The 21,888-nt window shown below is 68.5% G+C and carries 25 protein-coding genes and 1 pseudogene; 10 read left to right on the top strand and 16 right to left on the bottom strand.

Annotated features, from left to right (window positions below):
- Window positions 1-51 precede the first annotated feature (51 nt).
- Together F8178_RS14285 and F8178_RS14280 are read left to right on the top strand one after the other, a co-directional pair.
- On the top strand, window positions 52-597 hold the full coding sequence (locus F8178_RS14285; protein WP_317495269.1) for a sigma-70 family RNA polymerase sigma factor: 546 nt from the start codon (window positions 52-54) through the stop codon (window positions 595-597).
- Complete coding sequence (locus F8178_RS14280; protein ID WP_317495268.1) at window positions 594-908, top strand: zf-HC2 domain-containing protein; 315 nt, start codon at window positions 594-596, stop codon at window positions 906-908. The genes F8178_RS14285 and F8178_RS14280 overlap by 4 nt, the downstream gene beginning before the upstream one ends.
- Before the next feature lie 59 nt (window positions 909-967).
- Here the strand turns inward: F8178_RS14280 and F8178_RS14275 are convergent, their stop codons facing one another.
- The 5 genes from F8178_RS14275 to F8178_RS14255 form a co-directional block, all read right to left on the bottom strand.
- A complete protein-coding gene (locus F8178_RS14275) occupies window positions 968-1,909 on the bottom strand; it encodes a VWA domain-containing protein (protein WP_317495267.1) in 942 nt (313 codons plus the stop codon).
- Complete coding sequence (locus F8178_RS14270) at window positions 1,906-2,838, bottom strand: DUF58 domain-containing protein (protein ID WP_317495266.1); 933 nt, start codon at window positions 2,836-2,838, stop codon at window positions 1,906-1,908. The genes F8178_RS14275 and F8178_RS14270 overlap by 4 nt, the downstream gene beginning before the upstream one ends.
- Window positions 2,835-3,860: an AAA family ATPase gene (locus tag F8178_RS14265; RefSeq protein WP_317495265.1), complete on the bottom strand. Its 1,026-nt coding sequence runs from the start codon at window positions 3,858-3,860 to the stop codon at window positions 2,835-2,837. The genes F8178_RS14270 and F8178_RS14265 overlap by 4 nt, the downstream gene beginning before the upstream one ends.
- 33 nt (window positions 3,861-3,893) lie before the next feature.
- Entirely contained in the window at window positions 3,894-4,589 is a 696-nt protein-coding gene (locus tag F8178_RS14260) for a Crp/Fnr family transcriptional regulator (protein ID WP_317495264.1), read from the bottom strand.
- Window positions 4,590-4,755: 166 nt separating this feature from the next.
- Window positions 4,756-6,252, bottom strand: a complete 1,497-nt coding sequence (locus F8178_RS14255; RefSeq protein WP_317495263.1) for a hypothetical protein — start codon at window positions 6,250-6,252, stop codon at window positions 4,756-4,758.
- 221 nt (window positions 6,253-6,473) lie between these two features.
- Between F8178_RS14255 and F8178_RS14250 the strand changes: the two genes are divergently transcribed.
- Entirely contained in the window at window positions 6,474-8,459 is a 1,986-nt protein-coding gene (locus F8178_RS14250) for a PA domain-containing protein (RefSeq protein ID WP_317495262.1), read from the top strand.
- A gap of 88 nt (window positions 8,460-8,547) precedes the next feature.
- Here the strand turns inward: F8178_RS14250 and F8178_RS14245 are convergent, their stop codons facing one another.
- The 4 genes and pseudogenes from F8178_RS14245 to F8178_RS14235 all read right to left on the bottom strand — a co-directional run bounded on the left by F8178_RS14245 (window position 8,548) and on the right by F8178_RS14235 (window position 10,908).
- On the bottom strand, window positions 8,548-9,087 hold the full coding sequence (locus tag F8178_RS14245; protein WP_317495261.1) for a carboxymuconolactone decarboxylase family protein: 540 nt from the start codon (window positions 9,085-9,087) through the stop codon (window positions 8,548-8,550).
- Window positions 9,088-9,264: 177 nt separating this feature from the next.
- Window positions 9,265-9,393 (bottom strand): annotated as a pseudogene (gene nrtS, locus F8178_RS20435) (nitrate/nitrite transporter NrtS); the annotation flags it as partial.
- A 170-nt stretch (window positions 9,394-9,563) separates the two neighbouring features.
- Window positions 9,564-10,322, bottom strand: coding sequence for an NAD(P)H-hydrate epimerase (locus F8178_RS14240; protein ID WP_317495260.1), 759 nt, complete (start codon window positions 10,320-10,322; stop codon window positions 9,564-9,566).
- Window positions 10,323-10,332: 10 nt separating this feature from the next.
- The gene (locus F8178_RS14235) at window positions 10,333-10,908 is read right to left on the bottom strand and encodes a hypothetical protein (protein ID WP_317495259.1); all 576 of its coding nucleotides are present in this window, start codon (window positions 10,906-10,908) and stop codon (window positions 10,333-10,335) included.
- A gap of 217 nt (window positions 10,909-11,125) precedes the next feature.
- Here F8178_RS14235 and F8178_RS14230 point away from each other — a divergent pair, with 217 nt between their 5' ends.
- Window positions 11,126-11,674 carry a peroxidase-related enzyme gene (locus F8178_RS14230; protein WP_317495258.1) on the top strand — a complete coding sequence of 183 codons (549 nt, stop codon included), beginning with the start codon at window positions 11,126-11,128 and terminating at the stop codon, window positions 11,672-11,674.
- Between the two features lie 51 nt (window positions 11,675-11,725).
- Window positions 11,726-12,424, top strand: a complete 699-nt coding sequence (locus tag F8178_RS14225) for a DsbA family protein (protein ID WP_317495257.1) — start codon at window positions 11,726-11,728, stop codon at window positions 12,422-12,424.
- Between the two features lie 25 nt (window positions 12,425-12,449).
- On the opposite strand, the gene F8178_RS14220 is transcribed toward F8178_RS14225, so the two are convergent.
- A complete protein-coding gene (locus tag F8178_RS14220; RefSeq protein ID WP_317495256.1) occupies window positions 12,450-12,989 on the bottom strand; it encodes a carboxymuconolactone decarboxylase family protein in 540 nt (179 codons plus the stop codon).
- A 130-nt stretch (window positions 12,990-13,119) separates the two neighbouring features.
- Here F8178_RS14220 and F8178_RS14215 point away from each other — a divergent pair, with 130 nt between their 5' ends.
- On the top strand, window positions 13,120-13,851 hold the full coding sequence (locus tag F8178_RS14215; RefSeq protein WP_317495255.1) for a DUF427 domain-containing protein: 732 nt from the start codon (window positions 13,120-13,122) through the stop codon (window positions 13,849-13,851).
- 70 nt (window positions 13,852-13,921) lie between these two features.
- Here F8178_RS14215 and F8178_RS14210 read toward each other — a convergent pair whose 3' ends face one another.
- The 4 genes from F8178_RS14210 to merA form a co-directional block, all read right to left on the bottom strand.
- The gene (locus tag F8178_RS14210; protein ID WP_317495254.1) at window positions 13,922-14,314 is read right to left on the bottom strand and encodes a type II toxin-antitoxin system VapC family toxin; all 393 of its coding nucleotides are present in this window, start codon (window positions 14,312-14,314) and stop codon (window positions 13,922-13,924) included.
- The gene (locus tag F8178_RS20430) at window positions 14,311-14,565 is read right to left on the bottom strand and encodes a type II toxin-antitoxin system Phd/YefM family antitoxin (RefSeq protein WP_396345528.1); all 255 of its coding nucleotides are present in this window, start codon (window positions 14,563-14,565) and stop codon (window positions 14,311-14,313) included. Before F8178_RS20430 ends, F8178_RS14210 begins: the two co-directional genes overlap by 4 nt.
- A gap of 202 nt (window positions 14,566-14,767) precedes the next feature.
- Entirely contained in the window at window positions 14,768-15,409 is a 642-nt protein-coding gene (locus tag F8178_RS14200; protein WP_317495252.1) for an alkylmercury lyase family protein, read from the bottom strand.
- Between the two features lie 26 nt (window positions 15,410-15,435).
- Window positions 15,436-16,869 (bottom strand): mercury(II) reductase, encoded by a 1,434-nt coding sequence (merA, locus tag F8178_RS14195; RefSeq protein ID WP_317495251.1) that lies wholly within the window; start codon window positions 16,867-16,869, stop codon window positions 15,436-15,438.
- 85 nt (window positions 16,870-16,954) lie between these two features.
- Here merA and F8178_RS14190 point away from each other — a divergent pair, with 85 nt between their 5' ends.
- Window positions 16,955-17,335, top strand: coding sequence for a metalloregulator ArsR/SmtB family transcription factor (locus F8178_RS14190; RefSeq protein WP_317495250.1), 381 nt, complete (start codon window positions 16,955-16,957; stop codon window positions 17,333-17,335).
- A gap of 2 nt (window positions 17,336-17,337) precedes the next feature.
- On the opposite strand, the gene F8178_RS14185 is transcribed toward F8178_RS14190, so the two are convergent.
- Both F8178_RS14185 and F8178_RS14180 read right to left on the bottom strand, forming a co-directional pair.
- Window positions 17,338-17,889: a peroxiredoxin-like family protein gene (locus F8178_RS14185; RefSeq protein WP_317495249.1), complete on the bottom strand. Its 552-nt coding sequence runs from the start codon at window positions 17,887-17,889 to the stop codon at window positions 17,338-17,340.
- Window positions 17,890-17,977: 88 nt separating this feature from the next.
- The gene (locus tag F8178_RS14180; RefSeq protein ID WP_317495248.1) at window positions 17,978-19,243 is read right to left on the bottom strand and encodes a bifunctional alpha/beta hydrolase/OsmC family protein; all 1,266 of its coding nucleotides are present in this window, start codon (window positions 19,241-19,243) and stop codon (window positions 17,978-17,980) included.
- Between the two features lie 286 nt (window positions 19,244-19,529).
- On the opposite strand from F8178_RS14180, the gene F8178_RS14175 reads away from it, so the two are divergent.
- Genes F8178_RS14175 through F8178_RS14165 form a run of 3 tightly spaced genes read left to right on the top strand, consistent with a single transcriptional unit; the run spans window position 19,530 to window position 21,823 of the window.
- The gene (locus F8178_RS14175) at window positions 19,530-20,153 is read left to right on the top strand and encodes a TetR/AcrR family transcriptional regulator (protein WP_317495247.1); all 624 of its coding nucleotides are present in this window, start codon (window positions 19,530-19,532) and stop codon (window positions 20,151-20,153) included.
- A gap of 38 nt (window positions 20,154-20,191) precedes the next feature.
- Window positions 20,192-20,863, top strand: coding sequence for an HAD family hydrolase (locus tag F8178_RS14170; RefSeq protein ID WP_317495246.1), 672 nt, complete (start codon window positions 20,192-20,194; stop codon window positions 20,861-20,863).
- Window positions 20,864-20,911: 48 nt separating this feature from the next.
- Window positions 20,912-21,823, top strand: coding sequence for a patatin-like phospholipase family protein (locus F8178_RS14165; RefSeq protein ID WP_317495245.1), 912 nt, complete (start codon window positions 20,912-20,914; stop codon window positions 21,821-21,823).
- Window positions 21,824-21,888 lie beyond the last annotated feature (65 nt).

The raw sequence follows: 21,888 nt of genomic DNA, 5'->3' as shown, positions 1-21,888 counted from the left end.
ATCTCCGGGAATAGTTCGGCAGGCTACCGGGTTCCGGAATCGGAGGTGACGGTGACAGAGCTGCGTACGCAACGCGAGGCGTTCGCACGCTACGTGCTGCCGGAGCTGGAGATCCTGTACCGGGTGGCGCGCACGCTGACCAACCAGCCCGCGGACGCGGAAGACCTGGTGCAGGACACGCTGGTGCGTGCGTACCGGTCGATCGGAAGCTTCGATGGTCAGTACCCCCGTGCGTGGTTGCTGACCATCCTGCGCAACACCGAACGGAACCGTCATCGCCGCCGGCGCCCGCAACTGCTGGACGATCCGAACCAGGATGTGCAGCAGGAAGCGGCGCCGGCAACACGGGAGGATCCCGAACGGACGGTCATGGACGGCCAGTTCGACGCCGAGGTGGAGAGGGCTTTCCGTGACCTGCCGGAACGCTACCGGGAAGTGATGGCACTGATCGATATCGAGGGACTGACCTACGCGGAGGCCGCCGAGGCACTCGGGCTTCCCACAGGCACGGTAATGAGCAGGTTGCATCGGGCGCGGAAGCGGGTCCGTGCGCACCTGAGCGGTACGGGGATCGGTGTCCGGCGAGGTGAAGCATGAACGAAGCGAGCCGTAGCCGGGCGGGCTCCCCGCTACGCTGCTGGCGCACCATGCGCGACTTGCAGCCCTACCTGGACGGTGAGATCGACGAGGTGGTAGCGCGGCGCGTGACGCGGCACCTCGAGGAGTGCCTGCGCTGCGGCCTGGAAGCTGAGACCTACCGGGCGATCAAGGACGCGGTCGCCCGGCGCCGCAGGCCTCCGAGCGATGCGCTCGCGCGGCTGCGCGCGTTCTCGGATGAACTGTTGGGGGAGCACGAGGATCCGGAATCACGCGGGTCGGGGGCAGGTCCGGAAGAGCGGGGCAGGTGACGTTGCGTGCGGAGACCGGTTCGGTCCCGCTGAGGCCTGTGGTGGGTGGTCATGCTCGGTCACGGAAGCCCGGAGAACCACCGTAGGGACAGCGCCCCCGCGGCCACCAGCCCCAGGAGCGAGGCGACGAAGAACCAGTCGGCGATGCTGCGCAGCTCGGTATGACCAGCGAATGAGCCGCCGATGTCCCCGTAGATCGTGCGGAGCTCCTCCTGGCTGGCCGCATCGGTGGCAGCTCCGCCGGTTTCTTCGGCCAACCTGCTCAGCTCATCGGTGGCTACCGGAACTGGAACGCGGTCCCCACTCAACGTGATCACCCCGTCCGGTGTGCCCAGCGCGATCGTGGACACCGGCACCTCTGCGTCCCTCGCGGCCTCGATACCGGTTGGCAGCGGCGGTTCCACGTTGCTGTCGCCGTCGGAGAGCAGCACGATGCTGGCGGGCAGCCGCTCGGCGGGACTCGCGGCGGTCTCGATCGCGGTGAGCGAGGTCAGTACCGCCTGGGCGAGCGAGGTGTTGGAGCGGAACTCGAGCTGTTCCATCGCGTCGACGATCGCCTCGTGCTCGCGGGTCGGTGCCACCTCGACCCGGGCGGTCCCAGCGAAGCTGACCAGCCCGAGATGCACCTCGGTGGGGAGGTCGTCCACGAAGGTCCGCACCGCATCGTCCATTACCTCGAACCGGGTCGGGGGAACGTCGGTGGCCATCATCGACGGTGAGACGTCCACCGCGAGCACCACCAGCCGTTCCGGAACGGAACCTGTCGTGCGGATGGCCGGCTCGGCCAGCCCGAGGGTGAGCGCGGTGATCCCCAGCAGCATCAGCGCTGGTGGGAGGTGCCTGCGCCAGCCCGGTCGGCGTGGCATTACCGATCGCAGCAGCTCCGTGTCGGTGAACGCGATCGCGTATCGTGACCTGCGCCGCATCGCCAGCACAAGGCCGAGGACCAGTGCGGCGACCAGCCCGAGCAGCACCAGCCACCACGGACGTAGGAAGGTCATGTCTGCCACACCGCCCTCCGGTAGCCGTGCTGGTGGAGCCTGCGGGAGCGCAGGAAATCCACCATCTGTCCGATCCAGTCCGCATCGGTGTCCACGCGGAGATGCTCGGCTCCGGTCCGGGTGATGCTGCCCGCCAGCTCGCGGCGGCGGCGGGCGGCTGCCTGCTGGTAACGCTCGCGCAGCGCGCTGTCGGAGGTGTCCACACAAAGCTGCTCGCCGGTCTCGGGGTCTTCCAACAGCACGGAGCCGATGTCGACCAGCTCGAGCTCGCGTGGATCGACCACCTCGACCGCTACGACCGTGTGCCGTTGGGACAGTTGGTGGAGCTCGGCCTGCCACCCCGGTTGCAGCAGGAAATCGGAGATGACCGCGATGAAGCCCCGCCGCACCGTGTAGGCGGCGGTGCTGGCCAGCGGACCGGCGAGGTCGGTCCGTCCGGCGGGACTCCCCCGCGGGGAGGAGGCGATCGAGTGCAGCAGCGCGTTCAACCCCGCCTCGCCGGACCGAGGAGGGAACACGGTCGTCTGCCCGTCGAACACCAGCACCCCGCCCACCCGGTTAGCGAGCCTACTCGCGGCGAATCCGAACGCGGCAGCGGTGAACATCGCCAGCTCCCGTTTCTCCCCGATCCGGGTACCGAAGTACTGGCTCGGTGAGGCGTCCACCACGAGCCAGACGTCCAGCTCGTGATCGTGGATGGGGTCCCGCACGTGCACCTCGCTGGTCCGCGCGGTCAGGTTCCAGTCGATCAGCCGGACGTCGTCACCAGGGACGTAGATGCGCCCGTCGCCGGTCTCGGTGCCGGGGCCGGGGAAGAACCCCTCGATGTCACCGTGGACCGCTCCGGTCAGGCGTCGGGTGACCATCAGCTCCAACCGCTTGAGCGCGTTCCGGGTGGCCGGTTCCCGAGGGTGCGGGGTTCGTGTCATGACGGCCTCGGCGCGGGGGTGGGCAGGCTGCTGTGGCGGGGCGCCGGGACGCGGGACAGCGCGGCGGAGACGATGTCGCCCGCCACGACGTTGTCGGCCAGTGCCTGGTAGGTGAGCACGAGCCGGTGGCGTAGCACCGGGTGGGCCAGGCGGTGCACGTCCTCACCGAGCGCGTAGCCACGGCCGTGGATCAGTGCCAGCGCGCGGGCCGCCGCGATGAGGCCGAGTGTGGCCCTCGGGCTGGCGCCGCAGGCGACGTATGCGCTCAGGTCGGGAAGCCCGTACTCCATCGGCCTGCGGGTGGCCATCACCACCGTCGCTGCGTATTCCAGCACGGTGGGATCGACGTAGACCTCTGCGGCGATGTCCTGGAGCTCGACCAGCTTCCTGCTGGAGAGCACCCGCTCCACAGCGGGAACTCCCGCGCTCATCCGGCGCGCGATCTCGATCTCGGCGGCGAGATCCGGGTAGTGGAACAGTACCTTCATCAGGAACCGGTCCCGTTGTGCTTCCGGAAGGGGATAGACCCCTTCGGTCTCGATGGGGTTCTGCGTGGCCAGCACCAGGAACGGTCGCGGCACCTGGAGTGTCTGCCCTCCCATGCTGACCTGCCGTTCGGCCATGACCTCGAGGAGCGCGGACTGGACCTTGGCAGGCGCCCGGTTGATCTCGTCGGCCAGCGCGAAGTTGGTGAAGATGGGGCCGCGTTCGAGGTCGAACCGTTCGGTGGAGGCGCGGTAGATGCGGGTGCCGACGATGTCGGAGGGCACCAGGTCCGGGGTGAACTGGATGCGGGTGAACTCGACGTCCACCGCTCGCGCCAAGGTATGGACGGTCATGGTCTTGGCCACGCCGGGCATGCCCTCGATGAGGCAGTGTCCACCGGCCAGCAGCGCGACCAGGATCTCCTCGCTCTCCATGTCGTAGCCGACGATGACCTTCTTCAGCTCCCACAGCAATCCTCGCAGCAACCTGCCCTCGCGTGGGCGCAGGATGCCGATGTTGTCCGACGAGGTGTTCATCGCGGTCCCCTCCGGCTCGGCGGGCATGGGAGATCAACTCGCCGAACGCAGCGGCGAGGACGGGCATGTCGCATAGCCGAGTGCGGCCCGTTCCAGGGCACGGCGATCGCGCACGCGCAGGTGTGCGTACCCGCAGCTGAGAGTTCCGCGACGTTCGAGGTCGGCCAGTGCCCGGCTGACACTGCTGCGCTGGACACCGAGGAGATCGGCCATCATCTGATGAGTCAGTGCGGTCGAGGAATCTTCGCCGGTCTCGTGGAGTACCAGCGAGGCCACTCGGCTGCGGATGTCGCCTGCCAGCAGATCCGACAACCTACGCTGGTACTCGGCGAAACGGCAGGCCGTCACCGTCAGCCACAAGTAGGTGAACCGCGGCGACTCCGCGAGTCTGTGCCACAGGTCGGCGGCCGGTACGGACAGCACCGTCGAGTCGGTCACGGCAACCGCATCGAACCGAGCACGAGAAGGCCCGGTCAGCGGGCTGTCGTCGACGAAGGTGCCGCGACGGAGCAGCATCAGCGTGGCTCGCCGATCCCGATGGGAGCTCCGAAGGGCGAGAAGCCCGTTGAGAGGGACGGCGATCGTGTCGAGCAGGTCGCCCTGGCGGAAGAGTACGTCCCCGTGCCGCAGCTGTGGTGTGGTGCGTGCCCACGGTAGCTCGCTGATCACCGCGATGAGCTGGCTCGCTGCCATCGCGCAGGAGGGCAGCGGGTCCACGTGTGTGCGCATGGCCGTCTCCCGTGCAGATCGGTGGTGGTGTGCATTTGTGACGCGAAATCGGCGCGGGAGGGCCGAGATGTGAGGGAAACCCGCACCCGCCGTCTCGCATTCCACATGGATCCGGCCGCACCGCGGGCAGTGGAGCTCAGCGGTGCGGCCGGGGACTCATGCGATATCACAGGCCTTGCGTGTTGGCCGGGTTCGGGTTGCCACTGAAGTCCTGAACCGCACCGGCTTCCACACTCAGCGAGTCGGCCGCCTGTGCCGATGCCCTGTTGAAGTTCAGCAGGACACTGTCGCCGTCGACCTCGACGAAGCTGTCGGCTTCGACCACGTCACCGGACTCGTCGATCAGGGTGAAGTCGGCGGTGTCGTAGGACTCGCGGTCGTCGACCGCCTTGTCGAAGGTGTAGCGCACCTGACCGGTGGACTCCTCGACCGCGATGCTCTGCAGGTCCGGTCCTGCCGAGACGCCGGAGGCATCCCCGATCACGTCCGAAGCAATGGTGTTCGGGGTGTCCGAACCATCGTTGGACGTGACGGCTTCGGCCTCCACCGCGGCGAGCGTGATGGTCTCACCGAAGAGTTGCGTCTCAGGGAACGCGATCCGCACGACGTCCGAGGACGGCTGCACCACGCCGGAGCCCTTGACCGAAGTGCCGTCGGCGGTGTAGACGACGAAGCTCTCCTCGTCCACGTTGGCGACCGGCTCGGAGAAGGTGAACTCGAACTGTGTCTTGCCGACCAGGTCGCTCACGTCTTCCAGGTGTGGGGCTGCGGTGTCGTCACCGACCGTGTGCGGCACGTTGCCGAGACCGCGGGTGTCTTCGACCGCGTCAGCCTTCGAGAAGTACGCCACGGCATCCTCGACCTGGCTGTCGAAGCCGACCGTGACGGATTCCTTGTCGGTTGCCACGATCTCGGACCCGGAGATCTCGCGCCCGCTGGAGGTGTACAGACCCAGGTCGCCCGCACTGGCACTGGCCTCGTCCAGCGCTCGATCGTAGACGTAGGTGATCTGGTCGATCGAATCGTTGGCCGATACGGCCTGCAGCCGCGGTGCGTCCGTGCCCTCGACGCTCGCTCCTCCGCCGGTCAGCTCCGTGGTTCCCGGCAGGTTGGTGCGTCCGGCCTCGTCGCTGACGGCTCCGGACTCGACGTGGGCGAGCGTGAAGCTCTCCAGGTCCGTCCCCGCTTCGTAGGCCGCGAGCACCGACTGCGGTTCACCCTGCACGATCTGGGTGTCCTCGGCCGTCGCCGAAGCTTGCGGGCTGAACCCTGACAGCTCGAACGCGCTGTCACTGTCGACCGAGGTGATCGTGCGCGAGAATGTGAACTTCGCGTACTCGGAGTCCTCATCGTCGAGGTTGAGTATCTCGACCTCGGCGCCATCCAGCGAGAGATCAGGATTGATCGCGCCGGTGCCCTCGGTCAACCCGCCGTCACCTTCGGTGAGCTCCTCGTCGGAACCGTTCTCGTCCTCGTCGTCGTTCTCGGTAGCCTCGCCACCTTCCTCCAGCTCTTCGGCCGGGGGATCAGCGTTGTCGTCGTCCTGGGCCAGGATCGGACCCGCCCCCGCCACAGCCAGCGCTGCGGCGGTGACGGCGGCCGAGGCGCCGAGTACCGCCCGGTTCTTGCGAAACGCCCGGCGAGCGTATCGGTAGTTGTTCATGGTTACCGCCTCCATACAACGTGAGACAACTTGCGTCGGTTGAAGCCCGCAGAGGAGGCGTCACCGTTCCGGACTGTGCGGAATGCGGCAATGTTCCGGGTACGCAGATTCGTGGGCGATTACTCCTTTCAGGTGTTCCATGTCACGCCAATGGGTTTCAGGGTGATATACGTCACGGGCGGGCGAGATCCGCTCGCGCTCGTGGAGGAGGTCGGTAGCGCATGAGACGAAGAACGATCGTGTCGATCACGATGGCATTCCTGCTTGCCACCGGGAGCCACGTCGCTGCCCAGGCCACGGAAGCCGATGGGGGCACGTCGGACCCGGACGGCGCCGTCGAGCAGGGTCACCCCGACGGGACCGAACCGGGCGAGGCCCCGCTCGATCCGAGTGCGTCGCTGGCCGAGCTGGACAGCTACGCGGTTGCCGGTTCGGCGAGCAGGGGAGCGCAGGAGAAGAACCTGGCGATCCGTGGGCGAGGGGAGCGGCTCGTCGCCAACGCCACCACCGATGTCTGGGCACACGACGGCTACGCCTACACCGGAACGTTCAACAACCCGTGCGGCGGCGAGGACGAGGCGGGCGTGTGGGTGTGGGATGTGCGCAACCCGAACCGACCGTCGCACGTCGGCATCATCGAATCGGAACAGGGGAGCCGTTCCAACGACATCAAGGTCGATGCGATGAACTCGGGCGACGTCCTTGTCCATTCCAATGAGGACTGCGGCCCTGAAGGCATGGGTGGCTTCGAGATCTACAATGTGGACGATCCGCGCGCTCCGCAGCACCTGTCGACCGTGCGGATCGATGAGCCCAACGAGGTGTTGCGGGAAGAGTTCGGCGCGGTGAACCGGGGCGTGCACAACCTGTTCCTGTTCACCCAGGGCTACCGTGACTACGTGGCGCTGGCCACCCACGGCAACGCCTGGTTCGGCAGCGTGCAGATCTTCGAGATCACCGATCCGACCGATCCGCAGTTCGTCAGCGCCTGGGGTCCCGAGCTGCTTTGCGAGGAGGACTTCTGCAGCGACGACCCCTACGCCGAGACCGATCCGGACGTGCTGATCGACACGATCTCGTTCTGGATCCTCGGGGACCCGGCAGGCCCGACCCCGGGCTTCGGGCAATCCACCATCCGCTCGGTGCACGACATCACCGTCACCGACGACGGGAACCTGCTGTACGCCGCGGGTTGGGACGCGGGCCTGGTGTTGCTCGACATCGAGGACCCGGCGGCCCCCGAGGTGGTCTCCGTGGCACTGGAGCCGGAGGAGGGCTCGCTGGACGGGGAGGTCAACAGTCACTCGGTGTGGCCGAGCGAGGACGGCGACATCGTGGTCGAGGGCGAAGAGGACTTCGACGCCTGGGTCACGGTGCAGCCACCGAGCGGGTTGACCTTCGGCACCGGCGATCCGGCCACCCCGCTTCCGGGTACCGCGATCAGCACGTCGGCGGGCGACGACCTGGAGGACAGCCCGACGGGCAACGCTGGGGCGGTGGACGCCGATGTGCTCGAGGTGTCCTCGGGGCCGTTGGAGGGCACCACGTACCCTGCGGTCGAGCTGGCCGGTGACCAGCCGACCTTCGGCGAGGTCGGCCCCGTCGAGGGCGACATCGTGTGGATCGGCAGGGCATGCGATGGCGACGAGATCCTCAATGGCGACGCGATCGCCGAGGGCGGCATCGCCATCGTGCGTCGAGGTGCGTGCACCTTCCGCGAGAAGAACGTCAACGCGGCCGAGGCGGGCGCCGACGCGGTCGTGATCGCCAACAACCTCCGCGACGACACCCCGTGGGGCGGGCTGCGGATCTGGGACTACTCGGACCCACAGAACCCGGAGCTGGCGTCGACGTTCGACACGGAATGCAGCGCCGCATGGGAGCCGATCCCGGAGTGTGACCCGCTCGGGACCTACTCGGTCCACAACGTCATCGTGGAGACCACCGACGACGGCCGGGTGAAGGCGTACGTGTCGTGGTACCGGGACGGCATGTTGGTGCTGGATGTCACCGACCCGGCCAACCCGGTCGAGGTGGCCCGGTTCTTCGACGATTCCGACGAGTTCCGGGAAGGAAATGGCGGCCAGCCCCATGACTTCTGGGGCGTGTACAAGATCCCCGGCAAGCCGTGGATCTACGGCTCGGACCGTAACGGCGGGCTGTACATCTTCCAGGAGCTCGGCAGGGGCACCACCGACCGGCGCTGACCGGCGCTGACGCGGGTGGGGTGCGAGCCGAAGGGCTCCTTCGGTGCACATGCTGTACCCGAGGAGTCCTTCGGCTCACCTACCCCGGTCACAGCGTGGCTTTCACCCCTTCGTAGCCGCCGTCGGCCAGGAGGCTCGCGGCGGCCGCTACGTACCCGTCGTGGGAGGCAAGTCCGAGCCCGTCGACGATCCGGTTCATCATGTTGAGCAACGCGCAGACGGTGACGGCGTCGCGCAGCGCGCCCTCCTCCCATCCCGCGTCGAGTACTGTCCGAGCGTCATCGGCGGTGATCTGCCCCGGTGTTTCGGTGAGTTTTCTGGCGAAGTGGAGAAGTGGTTTCATCCGATCCTCCACAGCAGAGCTATCGATGTCGGACAGTGCGGAAGTCAGTGTTTCCCTGGGAACTCCGAACTCGGTAGCGATCGTGCTGTGCACACTGCGGCAGAAGCGGCAGGCGTTGAGCCCGGATACATAGGCACCGATGAGTTCGCGTTCGGCAACGGTCAGCGGGGAATCGCCGCGCAACACGGCTTGGGTGTAGTCCAGCAGTGGGCGCGCGGCGCCAGGGACCTCCTTGAAGAATTCGAGTAGGCCAGCATCGGGCGGCAGCGAAGGGAGGTGACTCACGTTGGGTACTCCTTCCGGTGGAGATGAGCCGAAGGGCTCCTTCGGTGCACTTGGTGTACCCGAGGAGTCCTTCGGCTCGCCACCCAGGCGCGCGGCTCCTATTGGGTGACGCGCATCCTGAGGTGGCGGGGACATCCGGGCGTACACCCGCCGACCCGACAGGTAGCCGACGCTGGCGACGAGGTACGGCACCGCGTAGTTGACCGCGACTGTGATCCAGGTGCCTGCCGTGGCGGACCCGGTCGCGATTGTGACGCCCTGGTTGGCCGCCGAGAGCACGGTCCCGACGATCGCCGCGATCGGCATCGCGCGGCGGGCCGTGTACCCGCGGAGCAGGATGCCGATCGCTTGTGGAAGCCTTGACCAGGAACAGCGGGCGCACATCTCGGTACTGGTGTGGCGGCAGCACGTCCCGAGGGTTCGACGCCTCCGGCGCATGGTGTCGAGGCGTCGCGATCCCCGTGGCATCATCGTTCTCACTCGTGTGCTGCCGCTGGCTCGCCTACCAGCGACACGATCGGCCCCGCGGCGAACAGCTCGCCGACCTCGTAGCCCATCCCTCGGTAGGTGGCTGCTGGGATCGAGATATCGGCCAGCGCCAGCCACCCCACCTCACCGGCCTCCAGCAATCCGAGCTTGGGCAGTGCGAGTGTCAGTGTGCCGGTGGCGAGCACGCACGGGTGACCAGCGGCGCCGGTGGTCACATCGAGCCCACTGGGACTGTCCAGGCTCAGCACGGGAGCAGGGTGGGCGTTGGCCCAGTCGATCAGCCGCGCGGCCCCGTCGCGCGGATCACCCTTGGTGCTGTATCCGAGCAGCGCGTCGATGATCAGATCCGCGCTGCCGGGTACCGTGGGCCACGGCCGTCCCAGGCTTTCTTCGGCGGGCTCGATCACCGGAGTACCGATCTGCCGCAGGATGTCGAGCTGATACCCGGCCACCAGTGCCATATCGGACATGGTCGTGGCGAGCACGACAGACACGTTGCACCCGCGATTGATCAGGTGCCGCGCTGCTACGAGACCGCCCCCGCCGTTGCCGCCTGGGCCGCACAGCACGACGACCCGACATGGACGGAAGGTTTCGGTCGCGATCTCGGCGAGACTGCGCCCCGCGTTCTCCATGAGCTGCTTGAGCTCGATGTGGAACTCGCTGGTGGCGATGCGGTCGACCTCCCGCATCTGCGCCGCGGTGATGGCCGGTACTTCGCGGCAGGGAACGTGCGGTCGACGCATGGGACTCCTTTCACGCCGGTTCGCGCGTCGCGTGCCCCGCCGGCCACGCCGGCCCACGCCCTTGCCTCCGGTGACGGCGCACGCGCCGGGGCCTGCCGGTCATGCCGGCGAGCGCGACCGTAGCGGCCCCGTCGAACCGCACCGCGGCGCCCGCCAGCGCACCGTCCCAGGCCGCTTCCACCAGGCGCTCGGTGGTGGATGCGGCGTCGCCACGGGACTGCTCGTGCAACCCGAGGCCGTAGCCGGCGAACACGAGGACGATGCCGTGGGCTGAGGCGAGTTCGTGCCAGCCGTGGGGCAGCTCGATCGGGGCGTTGGCCAGCAGGGGGCGGCTGTGTGGCCACTCGAGGGTCACGGCGTGCCGGGCGTTGAGCAGCACCCGCCACTTCGGCACGGGTTGGAGGGAGATCTGATCCAGATCGGTGATCAGTCGTAGCCCGCGAGCCCGCGCCACCAGGTGTAGGGCATCGACCAGCATGGTGCCACTCGACCGGTCCGGCGCTTCCCCTTCGAGGAACAGCGCGGCGAAGTGCCAGGAGCGGTTGCGCCACACGGCTCCCTTGGCGTGCAGTTCCGCTGCGGTCATGAGGATCACCTCGTTCCGATGCCGGGCACGGTGTGTGCGTATGAGGTGCAACCCGGGGGATGCGACGCCACAGGCGGGAATGTCAGTGAGCGGACACTCCCCGGATCGACGTGTGGTCGCGGCGTGTTGTCAGCCGCGGTGAGCACGTCGGCCGGAGGCGTGCGGTCACCGACCGTGTCGCGGTGTGCGCGATACCCGTATCCCGTGAGGAGGATCAATGGTCGAATTCGGTGTGCACGACGAGAACAGCGCCCCCGCCGAGATCACGCCGGAGCTGGAACAGCTCCGCTCGAACTTCGGGTTCATCCCGAACATCTACGGGGTGATGGCCGAGTCGCCCCAGGCTTTCCGCGCCTACCGGGCCGCCCAGGAGCAGTTCCTCGCCAGCTCGCTGTCCCGGCAGGAACAGCACGTCGTGTGGCTGGCGGTGAGCAGGCAGAACAGCTGTGGGTACTGTCTCGCGGTGCATTCCGCCGTGGCACAGGGCGCGGGCGTCGACAGCGCCGTGATCGACGCGATCCGGCAGGACAAGCCGATCGGCGACGGCCGGCTGGAAGCGGTTCGGCGGTTCGCGCGGACCGTGGTGGAGCGGCAAGGCTGGGTCCAGCAGGAGGAGATTGCCGAGTTCCTCGCCGCGGGATTCGAGCGGCGGCAGATGCTCGACATCGTTACCGGTGTGGCGATGAAAACGCTGTCGAATTACATCAACCACCTGGCAGATACCCCGCTCGACGACGCGTTCGCCGCGTACGCGTGGTCGGCATGAGACGGTGGTCGCGAGCGGTTCACCGGACCATGTGGAGAGGGAGCTGACATCATGGCCGACGTCGATCTCGAGTTCTCGTTCGATCCGGTATGCCCGTTTTGCTGGGTGACCGCGGAGTGGGTGTGGCACGTGGTCGAGCGGCGCTCGTTGCGGGTGCGGTGGCGGCCGCTGTCGCTGCGCATCCTCAACGAGCCGATCGGCTACCAGGATCGGCCGGAAGGCTACCCGCAGGCGCATCAGCGCGGGCTCGAGATGCTGCGCGTGGTCGCCACCGCCCGGCAGCAGCACGGACCCGAGGTGGTGGGTGAGCTGTACCGGGCGATGGGCCGCGCGCTGTGGCATACGCCCGAGCCCTCGGTCGACGGGTTCGAGGCGATCCTCGCCGAGTGCGCCCGCCCGCGCGATCTCACCGCCATCCTTGGTGAGGTCGGCCTGCCGCGAGAGTTGGCTACGGCTGCCGCCGACGCCGGCTGGGACGAGGTGCTGCGGGCCGATACCGAGGAGGCAGTGGAGCGCGCAGGCGGCGAGGTGGGAACCCCGATCTTGAGCTTCGACCCGCCGGATGGGCCGGCGTTCTTCGGTCCGGTGATCGACCGTGCCCCGGAGGGCGACGACGCGCTGCGGCTGTGGGATTCGATCACCACCCTGGCTCGCTGGCCCGGTTTCGCCGAGCTCAAGCGGGGACTGCGTGCGTTCCCGCACACCCCGTTGACCGCGCACCTGTCCGGCAGGGCCACCCGCGTGCGCTGACGCGTCCCGTGGCAAGCGGTGCAGGCTACAACAGGTCCTTCAGCCCGGAGTAGCCGCCGTCGGCGAGGCGTCTGGAGGAGGTGGGTACGTATTCCGGGCTCAGCGTGATGCCCAGGCCACCCACGAGTCGGTTCATCAGGTTGAACAACCCGACCACGGCCGCCGCGTCGTGCAGCGTGCGCTCCTCCCACCCGGCGTCCAGCACGGCTCGGGCGTCGTCGGGGCGCACGCGTCCGGGCTCCTCGGTGAGTGTGGTCGCGTAGCGCAGTACGGGCTTCATGGACTGCTCCACCGGGGCGCTGTCGATATCGGACAGCAGTGCCGCCAGCGTCCCCGGTTCCACACCGAAGGACTGCGCGGTCGCCTCGTGGATGCCGTGGCAGTAGTCGCAGGCATTGAGACCGGAGACGTAGGCGGCGAGCAGCTCGCGTTGGGCGATGCTCAGCGGCGACGGGCCGCGCAGCACCGCTTCGTGGTAGTCAAGCAGCGGGCGTGCCGCGTCCGGGTAGGCGCGCAGCACGTCGAGCAGAGTGGCGTTCTCCGGCAGCGACGGCAGGTAGCTCATGCGGCGTGCTCCGTGACGTGATGGCGGGACGGGCGTACGACGTGGCCATGCTACGGCGCACATTCCTGCCCGTCACGGGATGCGGCACGTTGCCGGGAATAAATACCACCACCGGATCGGTCACCGGAGTATGGAGACTCCCGAGCGCGGCGAGTTGCCGCACGAACTGAGCCCGAAACGGATCCGCGGTGTCCTCGCGGGAACCGTCGTCGTCGATTCCACCAGGGCGCTGCTGGTGTGGGAGCGGCCACACCACCCCGCGTATTACTTCCCCCGCGAGGATGTGCGGACCGACCTGATCGCCGGCACAGGACGTAGCCGTCACTGGACCGGAGCCGGCCAGGCACGGCTGCACACGGTGCGGGTGGCCGAGCGGGAAGCCGTCGACGGGGTGCTGAGCTTCCCGGACTCGCCGGTCGCGCGGTTGCGGGATCACCTGCGTTTCCGCTGGAAAGCGGTGGACTCCTGGTTCGAAGAGGACGAGGAGGTCTATGTCCACCCCCGCGATCCGTACGTCAGGATCGACATCCTGGCGAGCTCGCGCCGTGTGCGCGCGGAGCTCGGCGGGGTGGTGGTAGCGGAGTCGACCCATCCCCGGCTGCTGTTCGAGACGGGCCTGCCGCCGTGCGCTTACCTGTCGACAACCGACGTGCGGCTGGATCTGCTCGAGCCGAGCGACACGGTGACGCGCTGCCCCTACAAGGGCACGGCGTCGTACCACTCGATCCGGATCGGTGACACGCTTTATCCCGACGTCGCGTGGTCGTACGCGACCCCGTTCGCGGAGGCGCACACGATCGCGGGAATGACCGCCTTCCACACCGGTCAGGTGGCCGTGGAGATGGACGGCGTGCGCCAGTAGGGCGAGCCACGCTCGAACCACCGGTCGTTCGGACGAGCCTGCGGATGACGCGACCCTGGCCGAGGCGACCTCACGTGGGGGCTGCGACATGCAGCCCGACTGCCCGAGCAGCCTCGGATTGCCGTGTGTCGTAAGCGAGGAACTCTTCGGCGTTGATTCGCAGCGCGATCGCGACGTGTAGTGCGTCGAGGCTGCGCAAGTACCGTCCCGGTAGCAACCCGGCCTCGACGAAGATCGCGCGATCGGGGGTAACGAGATCGAATCTGTCGAGAAGCTCCGTGACGGTCGATTGATCGATCTCGTGACGAGTCGCCAGACGCCGCAGCTCGGTTTCGAGCACCATGCTGGACGCGACCGTGACGTGCCGCTCAGCCAGCAGGTCCAGGTACGCGCTCAGTGCGGCTGATTCGGTTTCTTCGATCAACAGTTTGGCCGCGGCCGATGTTTCGACGTATGCCGTCAACGGTCGCCTCGGAGATCATCGAGAACGTCCTGGGTCGACTGTGGGATGCGCACGCGGGACAGCTGGCTGAAGCCTCCCCGAATGCGGGCATGGCGGACCTGGAGCGACGTTGCCGATGGATGGGATGGCGGCACGAGGAGAGCGACCACCTCGCCGTGATTGCTGATCTGGATGCTTTCGCCTGCCTGGACATCACGGAGCACCGCGCTGCTGTTGTTCCGCAGTTCACGGTGCGCAATGGTGCGTGACATGGCTCCTCCACGATTACCGGATGTAGCAATTGTAGCACATTTGGGTCTGGTCGAGGTGTTTCCCGATCGCTTACCCAGGCGTAGGAGCGGGATACCTGCCCGCCTCAACCGGGCTCGGTGGGGCCTCGCCGCTCCGCGCGGCCAGCACTTGCCAGCGCGGGCGTTGTCCCCGCCAAGCCGGTCCGCCTCGATGACGTCGCCGTCACATCCGCAGCAGCTCGCCGAACTCGGCGATGCCTGAGGCCAAAGCCGTCGCCTGGTCGAGCACGGCTCCACGGACATCAGGGTGATCGGATGCCCAATCGGACGCGGCTCGAGCTGAGGTGAAGAAGTTGACGTATCCGCACATACGATCCACCGCGGCGCAGCATGTGTCGTTCACCGTGCCTGCGAACACCACGGCGGAATCGGGATGCCACGATGCCTGGTCGTTGTCGACGTCGACGGTGATGCGCTTGCCGGTGCGTGGCTCGCACGCCGTGATCGTTACCGCCCGGTCCAGCATGGCGGAGATGCCGAGCGCGTCGATGGCGCACATGGCGTACGCGGCCGGACCGCCTCGCCACGTCACGCTGATGGGCGTCGGAACCGGTGCGAACGGGTAGGCCGCCCGCACCTCCCCGCGCTCGCCGAAGGCCACCACGTCGGCTTCGGCCAGCTCGGTCACCACCGTTGCGACATCGGTGCCGTGACGGTGCGCTACTCGTTCCAGATCTTCCCGGGTCAGTGATTGCCCCGTTGCGGCGAAGCCGGACAGCAGTGCGCGGTGCACACCGCGTGCTTCGGGGGTGAGGGCCGCTGCGGCGCGGGATGTGTTCGGCTCAGGGTGTGGTGTCCCGGTCATGGCGAACGTCCTCCTTCGTGTCGCGGTCACGCCGCGCAGCAGGAGAGCTTGGACACGTCGCGGGTGAAGGTCTGCGCGGTCAGCTTCAGGCCTTCGGCCATGGTCAGGTACGGCAGCCACAGCTCGGCCATCCGGTGCACGGTCATGCCGGTCGCCACCGCGTACACCGCCGCCGCGATCGCATCGCCCGCGCCGTGTGCCAGCATGTGCGCGCCGAGCAATCGTCCCGTGTCGCGTTCGGCAACCAGCTTGATCACGCCACGAGTGTCGCGATTGACCAGAGCTCGCGGCACGTACTCCAGGTCGAGGATGCGGCATTCGCAGTCGAAGCCCGCGTCCAGTGCCTCGGCTTCGGTCATCCCCGCCGAGGCGAGCGTGGGGCTGGTGAAGATGACCGCGGGCAGGTGGCGGTAGTCGAGGGTGCGTCCGGCGCCGGTCAGTGCGTTGTCGGCGGCGACGGTGCCGTGCGCGGCGGCGACGTAGACGAACTGCGGACCGCCTGTTACGTCCCCTGTCGCCCACACGCGGGGGTTCGCGGTGCGCAGCGATGGATCCGCCACCACCTCGCCACGCTCGCCGCGCGTCACCCCGACGGCGTCGAGGTCCAGCGCGTCGGTGACCGGTGCGCGCCCGGTGGCGACCAGGAGCTGTTCGGCGCGGAGCTCGGTGGTACCGGTGTCCGGCGCGTCCAGCGCGACTCGGTAGCCGTCCCGGTAGCCGTCGCCATCGTGGTGGGCACGGTCGACCCGGTGGGTGCGGGCTCCGGTCACCACGGCGATGCCCTCGTCACGGAACGCGGCTTCGAGGGTGCGGCCGAGCTCGGGCTCGGCGCTCGGGGCCAGCCGCGAGGCGAGCTCGACCACCGTGACCCGCGCGCCGAGCCTGCTCCACAGCTGGGCGTGTTCCAGGCCGACGGCGCTGCCACCCAGCACGATCAGCGACTCCGGCACGGTGTCGAGTGCCAGCGCACCCGCCGAGGTGAGGTATCCGGCCTCGGCCAGGCCGGGAACCGGTGGCAGCGCCGGAGCCGATCCCGTCGCGATCAGGTAATGCTCCGCATCGAGGGTGGTGGTCTCGCCGTCGGGGCGGGTGACCTCGATCGCGGGATCCGGCAGGAACCGCGCGGTGCCTGACAGGACCTGCCAGCCGTACTCTGCGGCGAGGTCACGGTACTTCTCGTTGCGCAGCCGTGCCACCAGTGCGCCGGTGTCGGCCGATAGCGCCGCGAGATCGGTCGCGCCCGCGTCGGTGTGGATGCCGGGAACGTGGTCGGCGAGCGCCACCTGGCGTTCCTCTGCCGCGGCCAGCAGTGCCTTCGACGGCACGCAGCCGGTGTTCACGCAGGTGCCGCCGAGGGTGCCGCGCTCGATCATGACGACGCTGCGGCCGTGCCCGCGCGCGGTGATCGCGGCGGCGAAGGCCGCGCTGCCGGAACCGATGATCGCGAGATCGTAGTGCATGGTAGCCCCACCAGAGATCGTTGTGGAATTCGTGATAGACACCTCTATAATATTCGCTTATGCGGATATATCAAGCTGGTGTGCTATGAGCGGAGCAGACTACCCGGAACCAGCGCACGTCGTGCTTCCGGAGAAGCCGGAGGGTGTCGAGGTCGTGGCGAAGTTCTTCCGCGCCCTCGGGGATCCGGCGCGGCTGCGGCTGCTGGAGTTCCTGCTCCACGGTGAGCGCACCGTCGGCGAGTGCGTCGATCACATCGGCCTGTCCCAGGGGCGCGTATCCAGCCACCTGGCGTGCCTGGCCGACTGTGGCTACGTGCGTCGGCGGCGCGACGGGCGTCGTATCTACTACACGGTCGTCGATGACCGCGTCGTCGAGCTGGTGAGTACGGCACAGGCGTTGGCGGCGGACAACGTCGCCGCACTCGCCGCCTGCGTGCGTGTCGACGGTGAGGACGTGCGGCAGTGACATCACCCGCGTTCCCGCTTGCCGAGTCCGGCCAGCTCCAGCAGCTCGTCCACCGACCACTGATCATCGGCGTAGGCGCCGTACTTGGCCGCGAGGACGGTGCCGTCGGGATCGATGAGGAAGTCGGCGGGCAATCCCAGATGCGTCTCACCGTCGCCGACGGCGCCGCGCAGGCTCCGCTGGTGCACGACACCACGCATCGCCGATGCCCACCCGCGGGGGTCGAGGAAGGCCCGCGGCGAGGTCGTCACCCCGAACTCCGCGTAGAGGTGCCGTTCGGGATCCGCGATCGCGGTGTAGGGCATGTCGTCGTGATACCGGCGCATCGTCTCGGCGCTCGAGTGGAACACCACCACCTCACAGACGTTCGCGGCGCGGATCTCCTCGTGGCGGCTCGCGATGGACCGCAGGTGCAGGTGGCAGATCGGGCAGCCCGCGTAGCGCCGGAACTGCAGGTGCACCCGGCGCTGCGGATCGGGTAGGTGCACCAGCTCGCCGTCGATTCCCACCAACTTGCGCCGATCCAGCACGTCGCCTTCTCGTAACGTGACCATGCGACCACGTCACCACGAAACGGGCCGCCGGGTGCCGCGGATGTCAGCAGGCTGACACTGTCGGCTCGGGCGGGTGCCTATCGCGACGTCAGCCAGCCGCGATGCCTGCCTCTGTGGTGTCGATGACGGTCTCCGAGTGCAGCGTGCGGTGCACCGGGCACTTGTCGGCGATGGCGAGCAGCCGCTGCCGCTGGTCCTCGTCGAGATCGCCGTCGATTTCGATCGACCGCTCGATGCGATCGATCTTGCCTTGCTCGGTCTCGCAGCTCTCGCAGTCCCGCGCGTAGATCCGCGAGTGGCGCAGCGACACCGCGACGTGCTGCAACGCCCACTCCTTGCGGTCGGCATACATGCGCAGCGTCATGGCGGTGCACGCGCCGAGACCGGCCAACAGCAGGTCATACGGCGAGGGACCGGTGTCGTTCCCGGTGGGCCGCGGCTCGTCCGCGGCCAGCACGTGCGTTCCCACCGTGACCCGCTGCGCGTACGGCCCGGCACCGCTCTCGGCCACCCGCACCACACCCTCGACCGGGGCTTCCGGAGCCTCGGCCGAGGGCGTGTCCACCGTACCGGCGCCGTCCGCGTCCGCGGCCAGGTCGACGTACCGGCCCGCCCACGCGGCGATCACCGTGGCGGCGTACGCGGCGTCGGCGGGATCGGTGAGCAGGTGGTCGGCGCCGTCGAGGGAGACGAACGAGCGGGGGTGGCGAGCGGCATCGAAGATCAGCCGCGCGTTGTCGACCGATACGATCTCGTCGGTCGGCGAGTGCAGCACGAGCAATGCTGCGTTCAGGTTCGCGATGCGCTCGGCCTGGGGTTGGGTGCCGATGTCCTGGAGGAACTCGGAGCGGATGCGGAACCTGCGGCCCGCGATGCTGACCTCGGCCTCGCCTTCCTGCTCGATGTCGGTCCGTGCGTCGCCGAGTAGCCGCGTGACGTGTTCCGGGTCGGCGGGCGCGCCGAGCACAGCTACCGCCTTGACCTCGGGCAACCGGTGCGCCGCGGCTAGCACGGCCGCACCGCCGAGCGAATGTCCGATGAGGATCGACGGCGCGGCGTAATGTTCCCGCAGGTGACCCGCTGCCCGGATCAGGTCGTCGATGTTGGAACTGAAGTTCGTGTTGCTGAACTCGCCTTCGGAATGACCGAGGCCGGTGAAGTCGAAGCGCAGCACCGCGATCCCCGCCTCGGCCAGTGAGCGGGCGATGCGGGAACTGGCCAGGACATCCTTGCTGCAGGTGAAGCAGTGTGCGAACAGCGCGTAAGCCAGCGGTTTGCCATCTGGCAGGTCGAGACGCCCGGCAAGCGTGTCGCCGCTGGATCCGCTGAAGGTGATCTTGGTACTACTGGTCATCGATGTCCTCTCCGGATCGCGATCGCCGTGTACTCCCGGCGCAACCACGCGCGCCGGTCCCCGAATCCCATGCTGTCATCACGCTGACATACCCGCAGTGTGCGTACAGGGCATCAGAGCCGGGTCATGGTCGGCCACCGGCGTCGGCACGCTACGTGGCGGCGCGATTCGCCCGATCGTGACTTGCCTCGCGGGATGCCGTCCCCATAGGTTGGACCGCACGTTCCAGGAGGTGGCCGGCGTGAGGCGGGGAAGCTCCCGGCAACGAGGACTGAAGGGGACGTAGGTGCCCGGGACCAAGCACTTCGATCCGGACGAGGCGATCGACGATGTCGTGCTGTTGCTGTGGCGGCAGGGATGGGCCGAGACCGGCATCCAGGACATCGTCGACGTGACCGGGCTGAGCCGGTCCAGCCTGTACGCCACCTTCGGCAGCAAGCACCAGCTCGGGCTCGCCGCATTGGAGCGGTACCTGGACCGGTACGTGGCCCCGGTATTCACCCCGCTGGACGGCGGGGGAGACGGGTTGCCGAGCATCGCGGCGTTCTTCGGGCGGCTGATCACGGCGCGGTGCTGGGGAGCACGGGCACGCTGGGGTTGCCTGGTCACCGCGCTCCAAGCCACGGCGCAAGGCGCTGATCCGGAGGTCGCGGCGATCCTGGCCGCCCAGCACGAGCGGCTGCGCGGCGCGCTGCACGCCGCGGTGCGGCGCGCGGCCCAACTCGGCCAGCTCCGTGCTGACGCCGACATCGAGGCCATGGTGGAGCACCTGGTGATGGTGACCCACGGCATCAACGTGCGGTCGCGTGACGGGGCCGAGGCACGCGCGCTGCGCCATGCCGCCTCCGCCGCGCTGAGCGCGATGCGTGCCCCGGATGCGGTGGTGGATACCTGGCCTCAGGGCAAGTAACCAGGCAGTGGCGGCGAACACGATCGAAGGAGCCGAGCATGGCGAACAGACCGGACACGGTGCTCTTCGACGTGGTCGAGACGCTCATGTCTCTCGAGCCACTGCGGGAACGGTTCGCAGCCGTCGGGCTCGCCCCCGAGCTCCTGGCGCGATGGTTCGACCGGGTACTGCGTGACGGGATGGCGTTGTCGCTGGCCGGGGATTACGTGCCGTTCCCGCGCGTGGCGGCCGCCGCGCTCCACACGCTGTCCGGCGGGGAACTCGGCGACGCCGATGTCGAGCACGTGCTCGCCGGTTTCGGTGAGCTGCCCCCTCAGCCCGATGCGGAACCCGCCGCCCGTGAGCTGGCCGGCGCCGGGGTACAGCTGGCCTGCCTGACCAACGGCACCGAGCACGGCACGCGAGACTTCCTCGCGCGCACCGGGCTCGACCGCACCATCGAAACGGTCATCAGCGTCGCCGAGGCCGGGAGCTGGAAGCCGCCTGCTCGGGTGTACGAGCACGCGCTGCACCATCTGGGTCGCCGGGCAGCAGGGACCGCGCTCGTCGCGGTGCACGCGTTCGACTGCCACGGGGCGCGCCGGGCGGGCTTGACGACCGGGTGGGCGAGCAGGCACGAGGGCCGTTACCCGGATATCTTCGCCGCCCCCGACGTCGCCGGGGACGACCTCGTCGAGGTGGCGCGGGGATTGCTCGCGCTGCCCGGTTGAACGGCAGGGACGGCTGGAATCCCGGAAACGTTCCGCAAGGAGTAGTCCATGGCAAACTCCGAACCCGAGGTTCCCGACGAGCGGCCGGTGGCGTTCGTGCTCTCCGGCGGCGGCAGCATGGGGGCCGTGCAGGTGGGCATGCTACAGGCGCTCTACGAGCGGGAGATCGCCCCCGACCTGCTGATCGCCACCTCCGCCGGTACCCTCAACGGGGCCTACATCGCCTCGCGCCCGCCGGTCCCGCAGACCGCGGACGAGCTGGCCGAGATCTGGATCGGGCTGCGCCGCAAGGACGTGTTCCCTGTGCCGGTGACCACCGGGCTGCTCGCGTTGCTCGGGCGGCGCAATCACTTCTCGTCGCTGCGCGGGCTCCGCCGGTTGGTCTCCCGCTGGGTGGGGTTCGACACGCTCGACGAAGCCCCCGTGCCCCTGTCGGTGATGGCAACCGATGTGCTCACCGGTGTGGGCGCGCGCCTGGCTGCCGGGCCGGTTGAGTCCGCGCTGCTGGCCAGCGCGGCCATACCCGGCGTGTTTCCGCCGGTGCGTCACGAGGGCCGCGAGTACATCGACGGCGGCGTCACCAACAACACCCCGATAGCGCACGCCATCGGCCTCGGCGCTCGCACCGTGTACGTGCTGCCCGGGGGGTATGCCTGCGACCTCGATCAGCCGCCGGGCACCGTGCCGTCGATGGCCGCCCATGCCATCACCCTGCTCCTCCACCGTCAGGTGATCAGCGATCTCGCCCATGTTCCCGAGAACGTCGCGCTCGTCGTACTACCGCCGCTGTGTCCGCTGTCGGTATCGGGGGGCGACTTCTCCCGGGCAGCCGAGCTGATCGCCGAGAGCCGGTCCCGGAGTCGGGAGTTCCTGGACTCGCTCGCTCCGGGACAGCGGCACGCGGTCCCGGACCTCATGCGCTGCTTCACCCACCCGCATCACGACACGGCCGCGGGCTGAGCGGGCGCTGCCTACCGCGTCACGCCGGTGACCGACTGTCCGCGAGCTGACAGTCGGCGAACTTC

The sequence above is a fragment of the Haloechinothrix sp. LS1_15 genome, assembly GCF_033042135.1.
Taxonomy (GTDB): domain Bacteria; phylum Actinomycetota; class Actinomycetes; order Mycobacteriales; family Pseudonocardiaceae; genus Haloechinothrix.
This window is presented reverse-complemented; position numbering and strand designations above follow the sequence as displayed.

Bases quoted from the DNA above. Each gene is read 5' to 3' on its own strand.
- F8178_RS14280 (WP_317495268.1), top strand. From the start codon at position 594: ATGAACGAAGCGAGCCGTAGCCGGGCGGGCTCCCCGCTACGCTGCTGG.
- F8178_RS14275 (WP_317495267.1), bottom strand. From the start codon at position 1,909: ATGACCTTCCTACGTCCGTGGTGGCTGGTGCTGCTCGGGCTGGTCGCC.
- F8178_RS14270 (WP_317495266.1), bottom strand. From the start codon at position 2,838: ATGACACGAACCCCGCACCCTCGGGAACCGGCCACCCGGAACGCGCTC.
- F8178_RS14265 (WP_317495265.1), bottom strand. From the start codon at position 3,860: ATGAACACCTCGTCGGACAACATCGGCATCCTGCGCCCACGCGAGGGC.
- F8178_RS14260 (WP_317495264.1), bottom strand. From the start codon at position 4,589: ATGCGCACACACGTGGACCCGCTGCCCTCCTGCGCGATGGCAGCGAGC.
- F8178_RS14255 (WP_317495263.1), bottom strand. From the start codon at position 6,252: ATGAACAACTACCGATACGCTCGCCGGGCGTTTCGCAAGAACCGGGCG.
- F8178_RS14250 (WP_317495262.1), top strand. From the start codon at position 6,474: ATGAGACGAAGAACGATCGTGTCGATCACGATGGCATTCCTGCTTGCC.
- F8178_RS14240 (WP_317495260.1), bottom strand. From the start codon at position 10,322: ATGCGTCGACCGCACGTTCCCTGCCGCGAAGTACCGGCCATCACCGCG.
- F8178_RS14235 (WP_317495259.1), bottom strand. From the start codon at position 10,908: ATGACCGCAGCGGAACTGCACGCCAAGGGAGCCGTGTGGCGCAACCGC.
- F8178_RS14230 (WP_317495258.1), top strand. From the start codon at position 11,126: ATGGTCGAATTCGGTGTGCACGACGAGAACAGCGCCCCCGCCGAGATC.
- F8178_RS14225 (WP_317495257.1), top strand. From the start codon at position 11,726: ATGGCCGACGTCGATCTCGAGTTCTCGTTCGATCCGGTATGCCCGTTT.
- F8178_RS14220 (WP_317495256.1), bottom strand. From the start codon at position 12,989: ATGAGCTACCTGCCGTCGCTGCCGGAGAACGCCACTCTGCTCGACGTG.
- F8178_RS14215 (WP_317495255.1), top strand. From the start codon at position 13,120: ATGGAGACTCCCGAGCGCGGCGAGTTGCCGCACGAACTGAGCCCGAAA.
- F8178_RS20430 (WP_396345528.1), bottom strand. From the start codon at position 14,565: ATGTCACGCACCATTGCGCACCGTGAACTGCGGAACAACAGCAGCGCG.
- F8178_RS14200 (WP_317495252.1), bottom strand. From the start codon at position 15,409: ATGACCGGGACACCACACCCTGAGCCGAACACATCCCGCGCCGCAGCG.
- merA (WP_317495251.1), bottom strand. From the start codon at position 16,869: ATGCACTACGATCTCGCGATCATCGGTTCCGGCAGCGCGGCCTTCGCC.
- F8178_RS14190 (WP_317495250.1), top strand. From the start codon at position 16,955: ATGAGCGGAGCAGACTACCCGGAACCAGCGCACGTCGTGCTTCCGGAG.
- F8178_RS14185 (WP_317495249.1), bottom strand. From the start codon at position 17,889: ATGGTCACGTTACGAGAAGGCGACGTGCTGGATCGGCGCAAGTTGGTG.
- F8178_RS14180 (WP_317495248.1), bottom strand. From the start codon at position 19,243: ATGACCAGTAGTACCAAGATCACCTTCAGCGGATCCAGCGGCGACACG.
- F8178_RS14170 (WP_317495246.1), top strand. From the start codon at position 20,192: ATGGCGAACAGACCGGACACGGTGCTCTTCGACGTGGTCGAGACGCTC.
- F8178_RS14165 (WP_317495245.1), top strand. From the start codon at position 20,912: ATGGCAAACTCCGAACCCGAGGTTCCCGACGAGCGGCCGGTGGCGTTC.